This is a genomic window from Streptomyces sp. CG 926 (assembly GCF_003148825.1).
Lineage (GTDB): Bacteria > Actinomycetota > Actinomycetes > Streptomycetales > Streptomycetaceae > Streptomyces.
In genome coordinates this window covers 862,986-878,431 of record NZ_QGGZ01000001.1, presented here as the reverse complement: position 1 = coordinate 878,431, position 15,446 = coordinate 862,986, and the positions used below count along the sequence as shown (strand labels likewise).

At 71.2% G+C, this 15,446-nt stretch carries 11 protein-coding genes; 4 read left to right on the top strand and 7 right to left on the bottom strand.

The window, feature by feature from the left end:
- Nucleotides 1-60: 60 nt before the first annotated feature.
- Complete coding sequence (dxs, locus tag BCL76_RS03615; RefSeq protein ID WP_109778038.1) at nt 61-1,977, top strand: 1-deoxy-D-xylulose-5-phosphate synthase; 1,917 nt, start codon at nt 61-63, stop codon at nt 1,975-1,977.
- Nucleotides 1,978-2,101: 124 nt separating this feature from the next.
- Nucleotides 2,102-3,604, top strand: coding sequence for an amino acid permease (locus BCL76_RS03610; protein WP_109778329.1), 1,503 nt, complete (start codon nt 2,102-2,104; stop codon nt 3,602-3,604).
- 109 nt (nt 3,605-3,713) lie between these two features.
- On the opposite strand, the gene BCL76_RS03605 is transcribed toward BCL76_RS03610, so the two are convergent.
- The 6 genes from BCL76_RS03605 to BCL76_RS03580 all read right to left on the bottom strand — a co-directional run bounded on the left by BCL76_RS03605 (nt 3,714) and on the right by BCL76_RS03580 (nt 11,626).
- Nucleotides 3,714-4,751, bottom strand: coding sequence for an LCP family protein (locus BCL76_RS03605; RefSeq protein ID WP_109778037.1), 1,038 nt, complete (start codon nt 4,749-4,751; stop codon nt 3,714-3,716).
- Nucleotides 4,752-4,842: 91 nt separating this feature from the next.
- Nucleotides 4,843-6,972, bottom strand: a complete 2,130-nt coding sequence (locus tag BCL76_RS03600; protein ID WP_109778035.1) for a 3-hydroxyacyl-CoA dehydrogenase NAD-binding domain-containing protein — start codon at nt 6,970-6,972, stop codon at nt 4,843-4,845.
- Complete coding sequence (locus BCL76_RS03595; RefSeq protein ID WP_109778033.1) at nt 6,969-8,195, bottom strand: thiolase family protein; 1,227 nt, start codon at nt 8,193-8,195, stop codon at nt 6,969-6,971. The genes BCL76_RS03600 and BCL76_RS03595 overlap by 4 nt, the downstream gene beginning before the upstream one ends.
- A gap of 393 nt (nt 8,196-8,588) precedes the next feature.
- Nucleotides 8,589-9,872 carry an HRDC domain-containing protein gene (locus tag BCL76_RS03590; protein WP_109778031.1) on the bottom strand — a complete coding sequence of 428 codons (1,284 nt, stop codon included), beginning with the start codon at nt 9,870-9,872 and terminating at the stop codon, nt 8,589-8,591.
- Nucleotides 9,873-10,033: 161 nt separating this feature from the next.
- On the bottom strand, nt 10,034-10,696 hold the full coding sequence (locus BCL76_RS03585) for a helix-turn-helix transcriptional regulator (protein ID WP_007267191.1): 663 nt from the start codon (nt 10,694-10,696) through the stop codon (nt 10,034-10,036).
- Nucleotides 10,697-10,969: 273 nt separating this feature from the next.
- Nucleotides 10,970-11,626, bottom strand: coding sequence for a DUF3000 domain-containing protein (locus tag BCL76_RS03580; RefSeq protein ID WP_109778029.1), 657 nt, complete (start codon nt 11,624-11,626; stop codon nt 10,970-10,972).
- Between the two features lie 91 nt (nt 11,627-11,717).
- On the opposite strand from BCL76_RS03580, the gene hemE reads away from it, so the two are divergent.
- Both hemE and BCL76_RS03570 read left to right on the top strand, forming a co-directional pair.
- Complete coding sequence (gene hemE, locus BCL76_RS03575; RefSeq protein WP_030719787.1) at nt 11,718-12,782, top strand: uroporphyrinogen decarboxylase; 1,065 nt, start codon at nt 11,718-11,720, stop codon at nt 12,780-12,782.
- A gap of 84 nt (nt 12,783-12,866) precedes the next feature.
- Nucleotides 12,867-14,150 (top strand): GDSL-type esterase/lipase family protein, encoded by a 1,284-nt coding sequence (locus BCL76_RS03570; RefSeq protein ID WP_181382416.1) that lies wholly within the window; start codon nt 12,867-12,869, stop codon nt 14,148-14,150.
- Here BCL76_RS03570 and BCL76_RS03565 read toward each other — a convergent pair.
- Nucleotides 14,066-15,445: an FAD-dependent oxidoreductase gene (locus tag BCL76_RS03565; protein ID WP_109778023.1), complete on the bottom strand. Its 1,380-nt coding sequence runs from the start codon at nt 15,443-15,445 to the stop codon at nt 14,066-14,068. The two genes, BCL76_RS03570 and BCL76_RS03565, sit on opposite strands and share 85 nt — an antisense overlap.
- Nucleotide 15,446 lies beyond the last annotated feature (1 nt).

Below are 15,446 nucleotides of genomic sequence, written 5' to 3'. Positions count from 1 at the left end.
CGTGGCCGGGGGCGGAACATTAGACTCGACAGACCAGCAAGCAACTGCAAGGAGGCACGGGTGCTGCTGACCCGCATCAAGGGACCGCGCGATCTGGACCGGCTCAGCCAGGAGGAGCTCGACCAGCTCGCGGCCGAGATCAGGTCCTTCCTCGTCGACGCCGTCTCCAAGACCGGCGGGCACCTCGGCCCCAACCTCGGGGTGGTCGAACTGACGATCGCCCTGCACCGGGTCTTCGACTCGCCCAAGGACAAGGTCCTCTTCGACACCGGCCACCAGGCCTACGTCCACAAGCTGCTCACGGGCCGCCAGGACTTCGCCGGTCTGCGCACCAAGAACGGCCTGTCCGGCTACCCCTCGCGCGCCGAGTCCGACCACGACGTGATCGAGAACTCGCACGCCTCCACCGTGCTCGGCTGGGCCGACGGCCTCGCCAAGGCCAACGAGGTGCTGGGCCGCGAGGACCACCACGTCGCCGCCGTCATCGGCGACGGCGCGCTGACCGGTGGCATGGCCTGGGAGGCGCTGAACAACATCGCCGCCGCCAAGGACCGCCCGCTGGTCATCGTCGTCAACGACAACGAGCGCTCGTACGGCCCCACCATCGGCGGCCTCGCGAACCACCTGGCGACCCTGCGCACCACGGACGGCTACGAGCGCTTCCTGGCCCGCGGCAAGGAGATCCTGGAGCGCACCCCGGTCGTCGGGAAGCCGCTCTTCGAGACCCTGCACGGCGCCAAGAAGGGCCTCAAGGACTTCATCGCCCCGCAGGGCATGTTCGAGGACCTCGGGCTCAAGTACATCGGGCCCATCGACGGCCACGACATCGAGGCCCTGGAGTCCGCCCTGCAGCGCGCCAAGCGCTTCAGCGGCCCGGTCATCGTGCACTGCCTCACCCAGAAGGGCCGGGGCTACACCCCCGCCCTGGAACACGAGGCGGACCGCTTCCACGCGGTCGGCGTGATCCACCCGGACACCGGCCTGCCGGTGAAGACCGCCGCCGCCAGCTGGACCTCCGTCTTCGCCGACGAGATGGTCAAGCTCGGCCACGAGCGCGAGGACATCGTCGGCATCACCGCCGCCATGCTCCACCCGGTCGGCCTCAACAAGTTCGCCGAGGCCTTCCCGAACCGGATCTACGACGTGGGCATCGCCGAGCAGCACGGCGCCACCTCGGCGGCGGGACTTGCCACCGGCGGGGTCCACCCGGTCTTCGCGGTGTACGCCACCTTCCTCAACCGCGCCTTCGACCAGGTCCTGATGGACGTGGCCCTGCACAAATGCGGGGTCACCTTCGTCCTGGACCGCGCCGGTGTCACCGGCGACGACGGCGCCTCCCACAACGGCATGTGGGACATGTCCATCCTCCAGGTCGTGCCCGGCCTGCGCCTCGCCGCCCCGCGCGACGCCGAGCAGCTGCGCGCCCAGCTCCGCGAGGCCGTCGAGGTCAAGGACGCCCCGACCGTCGTGCGCTACTCCAAGGGCGTCGTCGGCCCGGCCGTCCCGGCCGTCGGCCGGATCGGCGGCATGGACGTGCTGCGCCGTCCGGCGGACGAGGTCACCCGTCCGGACGTACTGCTCGTCTCGGTCGGCGCACTCGCCCCGATGTGCCTGGAGATCGCCGATCTGCTGGACAAGCAGGGCATCTCCACGACCGTGGTCGACCCCCGCTGGGTCAAGCCCGTGGACGAGGCCCTGGCCCCGCTCGCGGACCGGCACCGGGTGGTCGTCACCGTCGAGGACAACGGCCGCACCGGCGGTGTGGGCGCCGCCGTCTCGCAGGCCCTGCGGGACGCGGGTGTCGACGTACCGCTGCGCGACTTCGGTATCCCGCAGCGCTTCCTCGACCACGCCCTGCGCAAGGAGATCATGGCCGAGATCGGCCTGACCGCGCCGGACATCGCCCGGCAGGTCACCGGCCTCGTCGCCAAGCTGGACGGCCGCTACGACAGCGAGCCGGCCGCCGCCGTCGACTAGTCCGGAACTCGCCGCGCGCGCGGTTCGTAGATCGACGCGCGGTTGCACGTCACGGGCCGGGAGATCACTCTTGAGGAGTGGGCCTCCCGGCCCGTTCGTGCGTCGTCACCTCTCGGAGGCGTCGGTGAGCAAGGATCTGAACAGCCCATTCCGTACCAAGACGGTGGAGCAGTCCATCCGCGACACGGAGGAGCCGGAACACGCGCTCCGGAAGTCGCTTTCCGCGTGGGACCTCACGGTCTTCGGTGTGGGCGTCATCATCGGCACCGGCATCTTCGTCCTCACGGGCATCGCCGCCCGGAACAATGCCGGTCCCGCCACCGCCCTGGCCTTCGTGGCCGCGGGCATCGTCTGCGCCCTCGCGGCGCTCTGCTACGCCGAGTTCGCGTCCACCGTCCCGGTGGCCGGGTCGGCGTACACGTTCTCGTACGCCTCGATCGGCGAGCTGCCCGCCTGGATCATCGGCTGGGACCTGGTGCTGGAATTCGCACTCGGTACGGCCGTCGTCGCGGTCGGCTGGTCCGGGTACGTACGCCACCTCATGGACACCAACCTGGGCTGGACGCTTCCGTCGTCCCTGTCCGGCCCCGATGTCCCCGGCGGACACTTCGACCTGCTGGCGTTCCTGCTGGTCCTGGTGCTGACGTGGATCCTGGTCGTCGGGACGAAGCTCTCCGCCCGCATCACCGCGGTCGTCGTCGCCATCAAGGTCACGGTCGTGCTGCTGGTCATCGTCGCGGGCCTGTTCTTCATCAAGGCCGACAACTACTCGCCGTTCATCCCGCCGGCCCAGCCACGGGCCGAGGGCGTCAGCGGTTGGCACTCGCCGCTGGTCCAGTTGATGTTCGGCTACGAGCCCACGAACTTCGGCGTCATGGGCATCTTCACGGCGGCCTCGCTCATCTTCTTCGCCTTCATCGGCTTCGACGTGGTGGCGACGGCGGCCGAGGAGACCAAGAACCCCCAGCGGGACATGCCGCGCGGCATCCTCGGCTCGCTGCTGGTCTGCACCGTGCTCTACGTCGCCGTGACCCTGGTGGTCACCGGCATGCAGAAGTACTCGGAGATGTCCCCGACCGCGCCGCTCGCCGAAGCCTTCAAATCGGTGAACCAGCCGTTCTTCTCGGGTGCCATCAGCCTCGGCGCGGCCGTCGGCCTGATCACCGTGTGCATGATCCTGCTGCTCGGCCAGACCCGCGTGTTCTTCGCGATGAGCCGTGACGGACTGCTGCCGCGCGTCTTCTCCGTCACCCACCCGAAGTACCGCACCCCGTACCGGGCGACCATGCTGCTCGGCGGCATCATCGCCGTCGTCGCGGGCTTCACCAGCCTGGAGACCCTTGCGGAACTGGTGAACATCGGCACGCTGTTCGCCTTCGTGGTGGTCGCCCTCGGCGTGATCGTCCTGCGCAAGACCCGCCCCGACCTGCACCGGTCCTTCCGCACCCCGTGGGTGCCCTTCGTCCCGATCGTGTCGATCGCGGCCTCGCTCTGGCTGATGCTCAACCTGCCGGCCGAGACCTGGCTGCGGTTCGGCATCTGGATGGTCATCGGCGTCATCGTCTACTTCGCCTACGGCTACCGGAACAGCCGTCTGCACAAGGTCGGCCAGAACGCGGAGTTCTGAGCGCCGGCCGTACCCCGCACATGACGCGGCGGGCCCGTACGGGAGATTCCCGTACGGGCCCGCCGCGGCGTGCGGTGGCCGAAGGCTCGGCGGCTCGGGGATCGGCCGCTCAGCCCTTGGCGGGGGAGTTCTTCGCCGAGGCCGGGACCTTCTGGTCGGTGCGCAGGGCCTCCCACAGCTGGCTCGCCTGCGGCTCCGCCACGATCACGCGGTTCGGGTCCACCTTGTCGTAGGCGACCGGGAGCATGATGGTCTCCATCGTGTCCGGGTCGACGCCCTTCATGCTCTGCGCGAAGTCGGACAGCGCGGTGAGCGAGGCGAGGTCGGAGTCGGTGGTCAGGGACTTGGTCCCGGCGTCCGCGAGCTTGTACAGCCGCGCCGGGTTGCCGAGGGCGTCCTGCTTCTTGATCTCGGACAGCATGGCCATCATGAACTGCTGCTGCAGGCCGATGCGGCCGAGGTCGCTGCCGTCGCCGTAGCCGTAGCGGGTACGGACGAACTTCAGCGAGTCGGTGCCGTTCAGCTGGTGCGAGCCGGCGTCCAGCTTGAGGCCGCCCTTGGCGCCGCTCATCGGCTTGTCCAGGGTGACGGTGACCCCGCCCAGCGCGTCGACCAGGCCCTTGAAGCCGGCGAAGTCGACCTCGACGAAGTGGTCCACGCGGACGCCGGATATCTGCTCCACCGTGTTGACCACACAGGCCGGGCCGGCGAGCGAGTAGACGGAGTTGAACATGACCCGCTTGGCGGACGGCAGGGTCTTGCCCTTGCCGTCCTTGCACTCGGGCCGGGTGATCAGGGTGTCGCGGGGGATGCTCACCGCGGTCGCCTTGGCCCGGCCCTCGGGTATGTGCACCAGCATCGCGGTGTCCGAGCGGGCACCGCTGACATCGCCGTGGTCGAGATCGGCATTGGCCCCGGCGCGCGAGTCGGAGCCGAGCACCAGGATGTTCTGGGCGTTCGCGACGACCTTCTTGGGCCGGTTGTCGCCGATCGCCTGGTCCAGGTCGACGCTGTCGATGTTGGAGTTCAGGTGGCTGTAGGCCCACCAGCCGGCCCCGGCCGTGCCCAGGATCAGCACGGCGACCAGCAGCAGGGTGATCCGCAGAACGCGGCGGCGGCGCTTGGGCCGCGCGTGCTTTTCCGTCATGGGGGTGAATCTTAGACAGGTATTCGAACGGCTGTGGCCCGCCCCCCGGGAGGGGCGGGCCGAGCCGTGGAACAGCCCTCGCAGACCCGGACTAGGCCGGGATGCTCGCGAGGCCGGGGGCGAGGAACTTCTTGCCGTTCACGCGCTCCGAGACGCCTTCACGGTCCAGGTACGGCGTGATGCCGCCCAGGTGGAAGGGCCAGCCAGCGCCCGTGATGAGGCAGAGGTCGATGTCCTGGGCCTCGGCCACGACACCCTCCTCCAGCATCAGGCCGATCTCCTGCGCGACCGCGTCCAGGACGCGGTCACGGACCTGCTCCTCGGTCAGCACGACATCGCCCTGGACCAGGAGCGCGGCGACCTCGGGGTCCAGCTCCGGCTTGCCGGAATCGTAGACGTAGAAGCCACGCTTGCCGGCCTTGACGACGGCGGCGAGGTTCGGGGAGACGGTGAAGCGCTCCGGGAAGGAGCGGTTCAGGGTCTCGGAGACGTGCAGACCGATCGCCGGGCCCACGAGCTCCAGCAGCACCAGCGGGGACATCGGCAGGCCGAGCGGCTCGATGGCCTTCTCCGCCGTGACGACCGGGGTGCCCTCGTCGATGACGTTCTGGATCTCGCCCATGAAGCGGGTCAGGATGCGGTTCACGACGAACGCCGGGGCGTCCTTGGTGAGGACCGCGGTCTTCTTCAGCTTCTTGGCGACACCGAAGGCCGTGGCCAGCGAGGCGTCGTCGGTCTGCTCACCGCGGACGATCTCCAGCAGCGGGAGGATCGCGACCGGGTTGAAGAAGTGGAAACCGACCACGCGCTCCGGGTGCTGGAGCTTCGAGGCCATCTCGGAGACCGACAGCGAGGAGGTGTTGGTGGCGAGGATCGCGTGCGCCGGGGCGACCGCCTCGACCTCCGCGAACACCTTCTGCTTGACGGACATCTCCTCGAACACGGCCTCGATGATGAAGTCCGCGTCCGCGAAGCCCTCGGCCTTGTCCAGGACACCCGTCACCAGGGCGGTCAGGCGGTTGGCCTTGTCCTGGTTGATGCGGCCCTTGCCGAGCAGCTTCTGGATCTCGGCGTGGACGTAGCCCACACCCTTGTCCACGCGCTCCTGGTCGATGTCGGTGAGGACCACCGGCACCTCCAGGCGGCGCAGGAAGAGCAGCGCCAGCTGCGAGGCCATCAGGCCCGCGCCGACGACGCCGACCTTGGTGACCGGACGGGCCAGGGACTTGTCCGGGGCACCGGCCGGGCGCTTGGCGCGCTTCTGCACCAGGTTGAAGGCGTAGATGCCCGAGCGCAGCTCGCCGCCCATGATGAGGTCGGCCAGGGCCGTGTCCTCGGCGTCGAAACCGGCCTGCAGGTCGCCCGACTTGGCGGCGGCGATGATGTCCAGCGCGCGGTAGGCGGCGGGAGCGGCGCCGTGCACCTTGGAGTCCGCGATGAAGCGGCCCTTGGCGACGGCCGCGTCCCAGGCCTCACCACGGTCGATCTCGTCGCGGACGACCTCGGTGGTGCCGTTCAGGACGTTCGCGGTCCACAGGAGCGACTGCTCCAGGAAGTCCGCGCCCTCGAACAGCGCGTCCGCGATGCCCAGGTCGAAGACCTGCTTGCCGCGCAGCTGCTTGTTCTGGTTGAGCGAGTTCTCGATGATCACCGAGACCGCGCGCTCGGCGCCGATCAGGTTCGGCAGGATGGCGCAGCCGCCCCAGCCGGGAACCAGGCCGAGGAAGACCTCGGGCAGCGAGAAGGCCGGGATGGCCTTCGAGACGGTGCGGTAGGAGCAGTGCAGACCGACCTCGACGCCGCCGCCCATGGCCGCGCCGTTGTAGTACGCGAAGGTCGGGACCGCCAGCGCCGAGAGGCGCTTGAAGACGTCGTGGCCGCCCTTGCCGATGGCGAGCGCCTCGTCGTGCTTCTTCAGCAGCTCGACGCCCTTGAGGTCGGCGCCGACCGCGAAGATGAACGGCTTGCCGGTGATGCCCGCGCCGACGATGGAGCCCGCGAGGGCCTCCTGCTCGACCTGGTCGATCGCCGCGTTCAGGTTGGCGAGGGACTGCGGGCCGAAGGTGGTCGGCTTGGTGTGGTCGAAGCCGTTGTCCAGCGTGATGAGCGCGAAGCGCCCGGCGCCGAACGGCAGGTCCAGGTGACGGACGTGCGCGGACGTGACGACCTCGTCCGGGAACAGCTCGGCCGCGCCCTTCAGGAGCTCAGCGGTGGTGCTCACTTGGAGTCTCCCTCGGCGTTGAAGTTCGGGTTCTCCCAGATGACCGTGGCGCCCATGCCGAAGCCGACGCACATGGTGGTCAGGCCGTAGCGGACGTGCGGCTGCTCCTCGAACTGACGGGCCAGCTGCGTCATCAGGCGCACGCCGGAGGAGGCGAGCGGGTGACCGAAGGCGATGGCACCGCCGTACTGGTTCACGCGGGCGTCGTCGTCGGCGATGCCGTAGTGCTCCAGGAACGCGAGGACCTGGACCGCGAAGGCCTCGTTGACCTCGAAGAGGCCGATGTCCTCGATCGTCAGGCCGGCCTGGGCCAAGGCCTTCTCGGTGGCCGGGATCGGGCCGTAGCCCATGACCTCGGGCTCGACACCCGCGAAGGAGTACGAGACCAGGCGCATCTTGACCGGGAGGTTGTTCTCCCGGGCGAAGTCCTCGGACGCGATGATCGCGGCGGTGGCACCGTCGTTGAGACCGGCGGCGTTGCCCGCGGTCACGTTGCCGTGCACACGGAACGGCGTCTTCAGGCCGGCCAGGTTCTCCAGGGCGGTGCCCGGGCGCATCGGCTCGTCGGTGGTGACCAGGCCCCAGCCCGTCTCACCGGCCGCCTCGTTGGTGTTGCGCACCGAGATCGGGACCAGGTCCGCCTGGATCTTGCCGTCGGCGTACGCCTTGGCGGCCTTCTCCTGCGAGCGCACGGCGTACTCGTCGGCGCGGAGCTTGGTGATCGTCGGGTACCGGTCGTGCAGGTTCTCGGCGGTCATGCCCATGAACAGGGCGGACTCGTCGACCAGCTTCTCGGAGACGAAGCGCGGGTTCGGGTCCACGCCCTCACCCATGGGGTGACGGCCCATGTGCTCGACACCGCCGGCGAGGGCGACGTCGTAGGCACCGAAGGCCACACCGCCCGCGACGGCGGTCACGGCGGTCAGCGCGCCGGCGCACATGCGGTCGATGGAGTAGCCCGGTACGGACTGCGGGAGGCCCGCGAGAATGCCGGCGGTACGGCCCAGCGTCAGGCCCTGGTCACCGATCTGCGTGGTCGCGGCGATGGCGACCTCGTCGATCTTCTTGGGGTCCAGGTCCGGGTTGCGGCGCAGCAGCTCCCGGATCGCCTTCACGACGAGGTCGTCGGCGCGGGTCTCGTGGTAGATGCCCTTCGGGCCCGCCTTGCCGAACGGGGTGCGGACGCCGTCGACGAAGACGACGTCCCTGACGGTACGAGGCACGTTGGCTCTCCTCCAGGTGCGGGGGTGCACTGCTGCGCGCGGGGGCGGCTCGGCGTAGGTCGCTGAGCGCCCGCTCACCCGACCCATGCTACTTGCGGGTAACCAATGTGCACACCCCCTCCCGGAGGAGCGGCGAAGGTCACACTCCGCACCCCTCACCGAGGCCCCGATCTCGGGAGCCCCCAGGGGCTCGACCGTATCCGCAATGCGTTCTGGTGGGGCTGGAGCAAGACGTCCGAGCATCGGCCGAGGCACGGCGAGGTCGAGGGGGCGATCCCGGTAGCGGCTACCGGGACGACGAAGGGGTCCTCGGCCCCGTCGAGGACCGAGAACCCCATGGGTGGGCCCGGGTGGCCCGGCTGGGCCCGGCGGACCTCCGCCGGGCCTACCGGGTCAGGCCGTGGCCGACAGGGCCGTGACCAGGACGGGGGTCACCAGTTCGATCTGCCAGGGGCGGGCACCGTAGCCCGCCAGGACCTCCGTCACGGCGTCCGGCTGCAGCCGCTGCGGCGGCTCCCAGCAGAGCCGGCGGACCGTGTCCGGGGTGATCAGGTTCTCCTGGGGCAGGTTCAGTTCCTCCGCCAGCGCGGAGACGGCCGCACGGGCCGCCGAGAGCCGGGCCGCGGCCGCCGGGTCCTTGTCCACCCAGGAGCGCGGCGGCGGGGGACCGGCCGGGGTCGCCCCGGGCTGCGGCAGCTCGTTCTCGGGCAGGGCCTTCGCCCGGTCCACGGCGGCCATCCACTGGTCCAGCTGCCGCCGGCCCATCCGCTGCCCGTAGCCGGGCAGGGCGGACAGGGTGTGCACGTTGGCCGGCAGGGCGAGCGCGGCCTCGACGATCGCGGCGTCGCCCAGTACCTTGCCCGGCGACACGTCACGCCGCTGCGCGATCCGGTCGCGGGACTCCCACAGCTCCCGTACGACCGCCATCTGCCGGCGGCGGCGCACCTTGTGCATGCCGGACGTACGGCGCCACGGGTCCTTGCGCGGCGGGGCGGGCGGGGCGGAGGCGATGGCGTCGAACTCCTGGTGGGCCCATTCCAGCTTGCCCTGGCGGTCCAGTTCCTTCTCCAGCGCGTCCCGCAGGTCCACCAGCAGCTCCACGTCCAGGGCGGCGTAGCGCAGCCACGGCTCGGGGAGCGGGCGGGTGGACCAGTCGACGGCCGAGTGGCCCTTCTCCAGCGCGTAGCCGAGCACGCTCTCGACCATCGCGCCGAGTCCGACCCGGGGGAAACCGGCGAGGCGGCCGGCCAGCTCGGTGTCGAACAGGGAGGTGGGCACCATGCCTATTTCGCGCAGGCAGGGCAGGTCCTGGGTGGCGGCGTGCAGGATCCATTCGGTGCCGGACAGGGCTTCGCCCAGTGCGGACAGGTCGGGGCAGCCGACCGGGTCGATCAACGCGGACCCCGCACCCTCACGGCGCAGCTGCACCAGGTAGGCGCGCTGGCCGTAGCGGTACCCGGAGGCCCGTTCGGCGTCGACGGCGACGGGGCCGGTGCCCGCGGCGAAGGCCGCGACCACTTCGGCGAGGGCGTCCGCGTCGGCGACCACCGGAGGAATCCCCTCACGGGGCTCCAACAAGGGGGTCGGCAGCCCACCGGGCGGAACAACGACGTCGTCCGAGGGGCCGCCCCCGGTGGTGGTGCGCAGGTCTGCTGCGGGATCTTGGGCGTCGGTCACCGGTCAAGGGTATCCGTGTATACGACGCGCCCGTCGCCGGAACGTTCCGTCGACGGGCGCGGGCGGTATGCGGGGCGTTTTCCCGGGGTATTCCGGGGGTCTCCCGGCAGGTTTCCCGGCAGCGGCTCCCGGGGCGGATATCCGGGGGCCGGGGCCCGCGGTCAGTGGATGATCCCGGTGCGCAGCGCCACGGCGACCATTCCGGCGCGGTCACCGGTGCCCAGCTTGCGGGCGATGCGGGCGAGGTGGGACTTGACGGTCAGGGCGGACAGGCCCATCGAGACGCCGATGGCCTTGTTGGACTGGCCCTCCGCGACGAGGCGCAGGACCTCGACCTCGCGGCCGGAGAGCTCTCGGTAGCCGCCCGGGTGGCTCGGGGCACCCGGGGGGCGGCGGTGCATACGGGCGGCGGCAGCGCCGATGGGGGCGGCGCCGGGCCGGGTGGGGAGCCCGATGTTGGTCCGCGTACCGGTGACGACGTAGCCCTTGACGCCGCCCGCGAGGGCGTTGCGCACGGCGCCGATGTCGTCGGCGGCGGACAGGGCCAGGCCGTTGGGCCAACCGGCGGCCCGGGTCTCGGAGAGCAGGGTGAGACCGGAGCCGTCGGGCAGGTGTACGTCGGCCACGCAGATGTCGCGCGGGCTGCCGACGCGGGGGCGGGCCTCCGCGATGGACGACGCCTCGATCACGTCACGTACTCCGAGGGCCCACAGATGACGGGTCACGGTGGAGCGGACGCGCGGGTCGGCCACGACGACCATGGCCGTCGGCTTGTTCGGGCGGTAGGCGACCAGGCTTGCGGGCTGCTCGAGAAGAACGGACACCTAGGCCTCCTGGGGGAGTGGCGGGACGGCCGGCTCGGGGAAGGAAGCCGGTGCGAACCGTGCGGATGGTCACCCACTCCTTCGGCACGTCACCCGCCCGGCTTTAGGGAATGATCACGATTTGGTGAGTAACAATTCGGGCAATTCGGACGCACGATCGATCATCGGTTGATCAGAAGCCCGCAAGGGACGCCGTCTTTCGACCGTCCGCCCAGTTCTTCGATCAGTCGTTCTGCGGCGTACGCCGAACCCGACGGCCGTCCGGCCCCACGGCTACGGGTGGTGCGGGCCGCGACGCTGTGGCAGGGAGACCACACCCGTCGCCGTGTCCGTCGGACCCACCGGCGGCAGCCCCGCGACCTGGCACAACAGTTCGCACCACGCCAGGAGGTGCGCCGAGGTGTCCGGCACCCCGCCCACGCCCTCGCGCGGCGTCCACGAGGCCCTGATCTCGATCTGCGTGGCCGGCCGCCGCTCCGCGAGCCCGCCGAAGTAGTGCGAGCCCGCCATGGTCACGGTGCCGCTCGCCTCCCCGTACGCCAGCCCGCGCGCCTCCAGCGCCCCGGTCAGCCAGGACCAGCACACCTCGGGCAGCAGCGGGTCCGCGGCCATCTCCGGCTCCAGCTCCGCGCGCACCAGCGTCACCAGCCGGAAGGTCCCCTGCCAGGCGTCGTGCCCGGACGGATCGTGCAGCAGGATGAGCCGGCCGTCGGCCAGGTCCTCCTCGCCGTCCACCACCGCGGCCTCCAGGGCATAGGCGTGCGGCGCCAGTCTCTGGGGCGGTTTCGTGGGGTCGATCTCGATGCCCGGACGCAGCCGGGCCTTCTTCAAGCCCTCGACCGCCCGCCGGAACGGGAGCGGGACGGAGCTCTCCTTCGCGCTGTCCGTACCCTCGGCGCCATCTGAAAATCGTCCCTGAGCCGCAGCCATGCGGGGAAGACTAGGCGGAACGAGCGCCCGTGCGGCGCAGGGACACCCTCGCCGGGTCGGACACTTCTTCGTACGTGCGAAGATTTGGGTCGTGAGCGCCAACACCCGCCCCACGGGCCAGCCGAGTCAGACGTACGATTCCGCCTTCCTGAAGGCGTGCCGGCGGGAGCCGGTGCCGCACACCCCGGTGTGGTTCATGCGGCAGGCGGGACGCTCACTCCCGGAGTACCGCAAGCTGCGCGAGGGCACGCAGATGCTGGAGTCCTGCATGCGGCCCGACCTGGTCACCGAGATCACGCTGCAGCCGGTGCGCCGCCACAAGGTGGACGCGGCGATCTTCTTCTCGGACATCGTGGTCCCGCTGAAGGCCATCGGCGTCGACCTGGACATCAAGCCGGGCATCGGCCCGGTCGTCGCCCAGCCGATCCGCCGCCGCGAGGACCTCGCACAGCTGCGCGACCTCACCCCTGAGGACGTCTCGTACGTCACCGAGGCGATCGGCATGCTCACGGGTGAACTGGGTGCCACGCCGTTGATCGGATTCGCGGGCGCGCCTTTCACCCTCGCGAGCTACCTGGTCGAGGGCGGCCCGTCCAAGAACCACGAGCACACCAAGGCCCTCATGTACGGGGACCCGCAGCTGTGGGCCGACCTCCTGGACCGCCTCGCGGAGATCACCTCCGCCTTCCTGAAGGTCCAGATCGAGGCCGGCGCCTCCGCGATCCAGCTCTTCGACTCCTGGGTCGGCGCCCTCGCGCCGGCGGACTACCGCCGCTCGGTGATGCCCGCGTCCGCGAAGGTCCTGGAGTCCGTCGCCTCCTACGGAGTCCCGCGGATCCACTTCGGCGTGGGCACGGGCGAGCTCCTCGGCCTCATGGGCGAGGCCGGCGCGGACGTCATGGGCGTCGACTACCGGGTCTCGCTCGACGAGGCCGTGCGCCGGGTCGGCCCCGGCAAGGCGCTCCAGGGCAACCTGGACCCGGCGGTGCTCTTCTCCACCCCCGAGGCGGTCGAGGCCAAGACGGACGAGGTCCTCGCGGCCGCCGCCGGCCTGGAGGGCCACGTCTTCAACCTGGGCCACGGCGTCCTCCCGACGACCGACCCGGACGCGCTGACCCGCCTGGTGGACTACGTCCACACCCGCACCGCGCGCTGAACCGGGCGCCCTGTTCCGGGAACCGGAACAGGGCGCCCGGTAATGCCGTGGCGTACGGGGGCACCCGGCGGGCAGGGTGTGTGTATGAGCCATGAATCTGACCGGATCGCCACGCCCGTCGACACCCCCATCACCGCGGACCTCGTGCGCGGCGCCCTGGACCTGGAGCGCACCGAGCACGGGCTGCTGCCGCACCGGCTGCCCGCCCGGGCCCGGGCCCAGTTCACCGACGGCGATCTGGCCACGGTCGAGACCCAGCCCTCCGGCGTACGGCTGGTGTTCCGCACCCGGGCCACCGTCATCGAGCTGGACGCCCTGCGTACGAAGATGGCCTACGACGGCGCACCGCCCCGCCCCGACGGCCTGTACGACCTGCTGATCGACGGGCTGCCGGCCGGGCAGGCCACGGTCGGCGGCGGCAACGTCCTCCAGGTGGACATGGCCACCGGCGCCACCGAGACCCGGCCCGGCCCACCCGGGACCGTACGGTTCTGCGGCCTTCCCGGCCGCGCCAAGGACGTCGAGATCTGGCTGCCGTACAACGAGATCACCCAGCTGGTCGCCCTGCGCACCGACGCCCCCGTCGAGCCCCGGTCGGACGCGGGCCGCCGCCGGTGGCTGCACCACGGCAGCTCGATCAGCCACGGCTCCGACGCGGCGAGCCCCAGCACCACCTGGCCCGCGACGGCCGCCGGTCTCGCCGGGGTGGAGCTGACCAATCTGGGCCTGAGCGGCAACGCGCTGCTCGACCCGTTCGTCGCCCGGGTCCTGCGGGACACCCCGGCCGACCTGATCAGCGTCAAGATCGGCATCAACCTCGTCAACCGCGACCTGATGCGCCTACGGGCCTTCGGCCCCGCCCTGCACGGGTTCCTCGACACCGTGCGCGAGGGGCACCCCGTCACCCCGCTCCTGGTCCTCTCGCCGATCCTGTGTCCCATCCACGAGGACACCCCCGGTCCCAGCGCGCCGGACTTCGGCGAACTCGCCGAAGGGCGGCTGCGGTTCCGGGCCGCCGGCGACCCCGCCGAACGGGCCTTCGGCAAGCTGACCCTGGGCGTCATCCGGGAGGAACTGGCCCGGATCGTGCGGCAGCGCGCGGCCGACGACCCGAACCTGCACCTCCTCGACGGCCGCGCCCTCTACGGCGAGCGCGACACGGCCGAGCTGCCGCTGCCCGACGCCCTCCACCCGGACGCGGCCACGCACCGCCGCATGGGCGAACGCTTCGCGGCCCTCGCCTTCGCCTCCGACGGCCCCTTCGCGGCAGGGACCGACTCCCCTCAGACCGCCGCGTGGACCGCGGCGACCGCCTTGCGGGCCGCCACCAGGATCGGGTCCCAGACCGGGGAGAACGGCGGGGCGTAGCCCAGGTCCAGGGACACCATCCGGTCCACCGTCATGCCCGCCGTGAGAGCGACCGCCGCGATGTCCACCCGCTTCGCGGCGCCCGCGCCACCGACGATCTGGACCCCGAGGAGGCGGCCCGTGCGGCGTTCCGCCAGCATCTTCACCGTCATCTCCGCCGCGCCCGGGTAGTAGCCCGCCGTGTTGGTGGAGGTGATGGTGGCCGTCACGAACCGCAGGCCCGCCTCCAGCGCGTCCCGCTCGCGCAGCCCCGTACGGGCGATCTCCAGGTCGCAGACCTTGCTGACCGCCGTTCCGACCACCCCGGGGAAGGTCGCGTAGCCGCCGCCCACGCCCGAGCCGATGACCTGGCCGTGCTTGTTGGCGTGCGTGCCCAGCGGGATGTGCCGGGTGCGGCCCGCGACCAGGTCCAGGACCTCCACGCAGTCGCCGCCCGCCCAGATGTTCTCGTGGCCCCGGACCCGCATCGAGAGGTCCGTGAGGATGCCGGCCGACGGGCCGAGCGGGAGGCCGGCCGCGCGGGCGAGAGCCGTACGGGGCTCCACGCCGATGCCGAGCACGACCACGTCCGCCTCGTACTCCTCGCCCGTCGAGGTGGCCACCGCCCGGGCCCGGCCCTCCTCGTCGGTGAGGATCTTCGTCACCTCGGCGCGGGAGACCGTACGGATCCCCATCCGGTTCATCGCGCTGTGCACCAGCCCGCCCATGTCCGGGTCCAGCGTGGCCATCGGCTGCTCGCCCCGGTGCAGGACGGTGACCTCGTACCCGCGCGCGACCAGGGCCTCCGCCATCTCCACGCCGATGTAGCCCGCGCCGACCACGACCGCCCGACGGCCTTCGGTCCGCGCCAGGGTGTCCATCAGGCGCCGGCCGTCGTCCAGGCTCTGGATGCCGTGGACCCCGTGCGCGCCGATGCCGGGGAGCCGGGGGCGGACCGGTCGGGCGCCCGTCGCCAGGACCAGCTTGTCGTACTCCGTCCAGGATTCGGACCCGGTGTCCAGATCGCGGGCGCGGACCCGGGACCCGGGGAGGTCGAGCTCCACGACCTCCGTGCGCATGCGCAGATCGATGTCCCGGGCCCGGTGCTCCTCGGGGGTACGGGCGATCAGGTCGTCGCGTTCGGCGACCTGACCGCCGACCCAGTACGGGATCCCGCACGCCGAGTAGGAGGTGAAGTGCCCGCGCTCGAAGGCCACGATCTCCAGCTCCGCCGGGCCCTTCAACCTGCGGGCCTGTGACGCGGCGGACATCCCCGCCGCGTCACCGCCCACCACCACCAGTCGTTCCGTCGTCATC

Bases quoted from the DNA above. Each gene is read 5' to 3' on its own strand.
- BCL76_RS03565 (WP_109778023.1), bottom strand. From the start codon at position 15,445: ATGACGACGGAACGACTGGTGGTGGTGGGCGGTGACGCGGCGGGGATG.
- BCL76_RS03605 (WP_109778037.1), bottom strand. From the start codon at position 4,751: ATGACGGAAAAGCACGCGCGGCCCAAGCGCCGCCGCCGCGTTCTGCGG.
- BCL76_RS03570 (WP_181382416.1), top strand. From the start codon at position 12,867: ATGAGCCATGAATCTGACCGGATCGCCACGCCCGTCGACACCCCCATC.
- BCL76_RS03580 (WP_109778029.1), bottom strand. From the start codon at position 11,626: ATGGCTGCGGCTCAGGGACGATTTTCAGATGGCGCCGAGGGTACGGAC.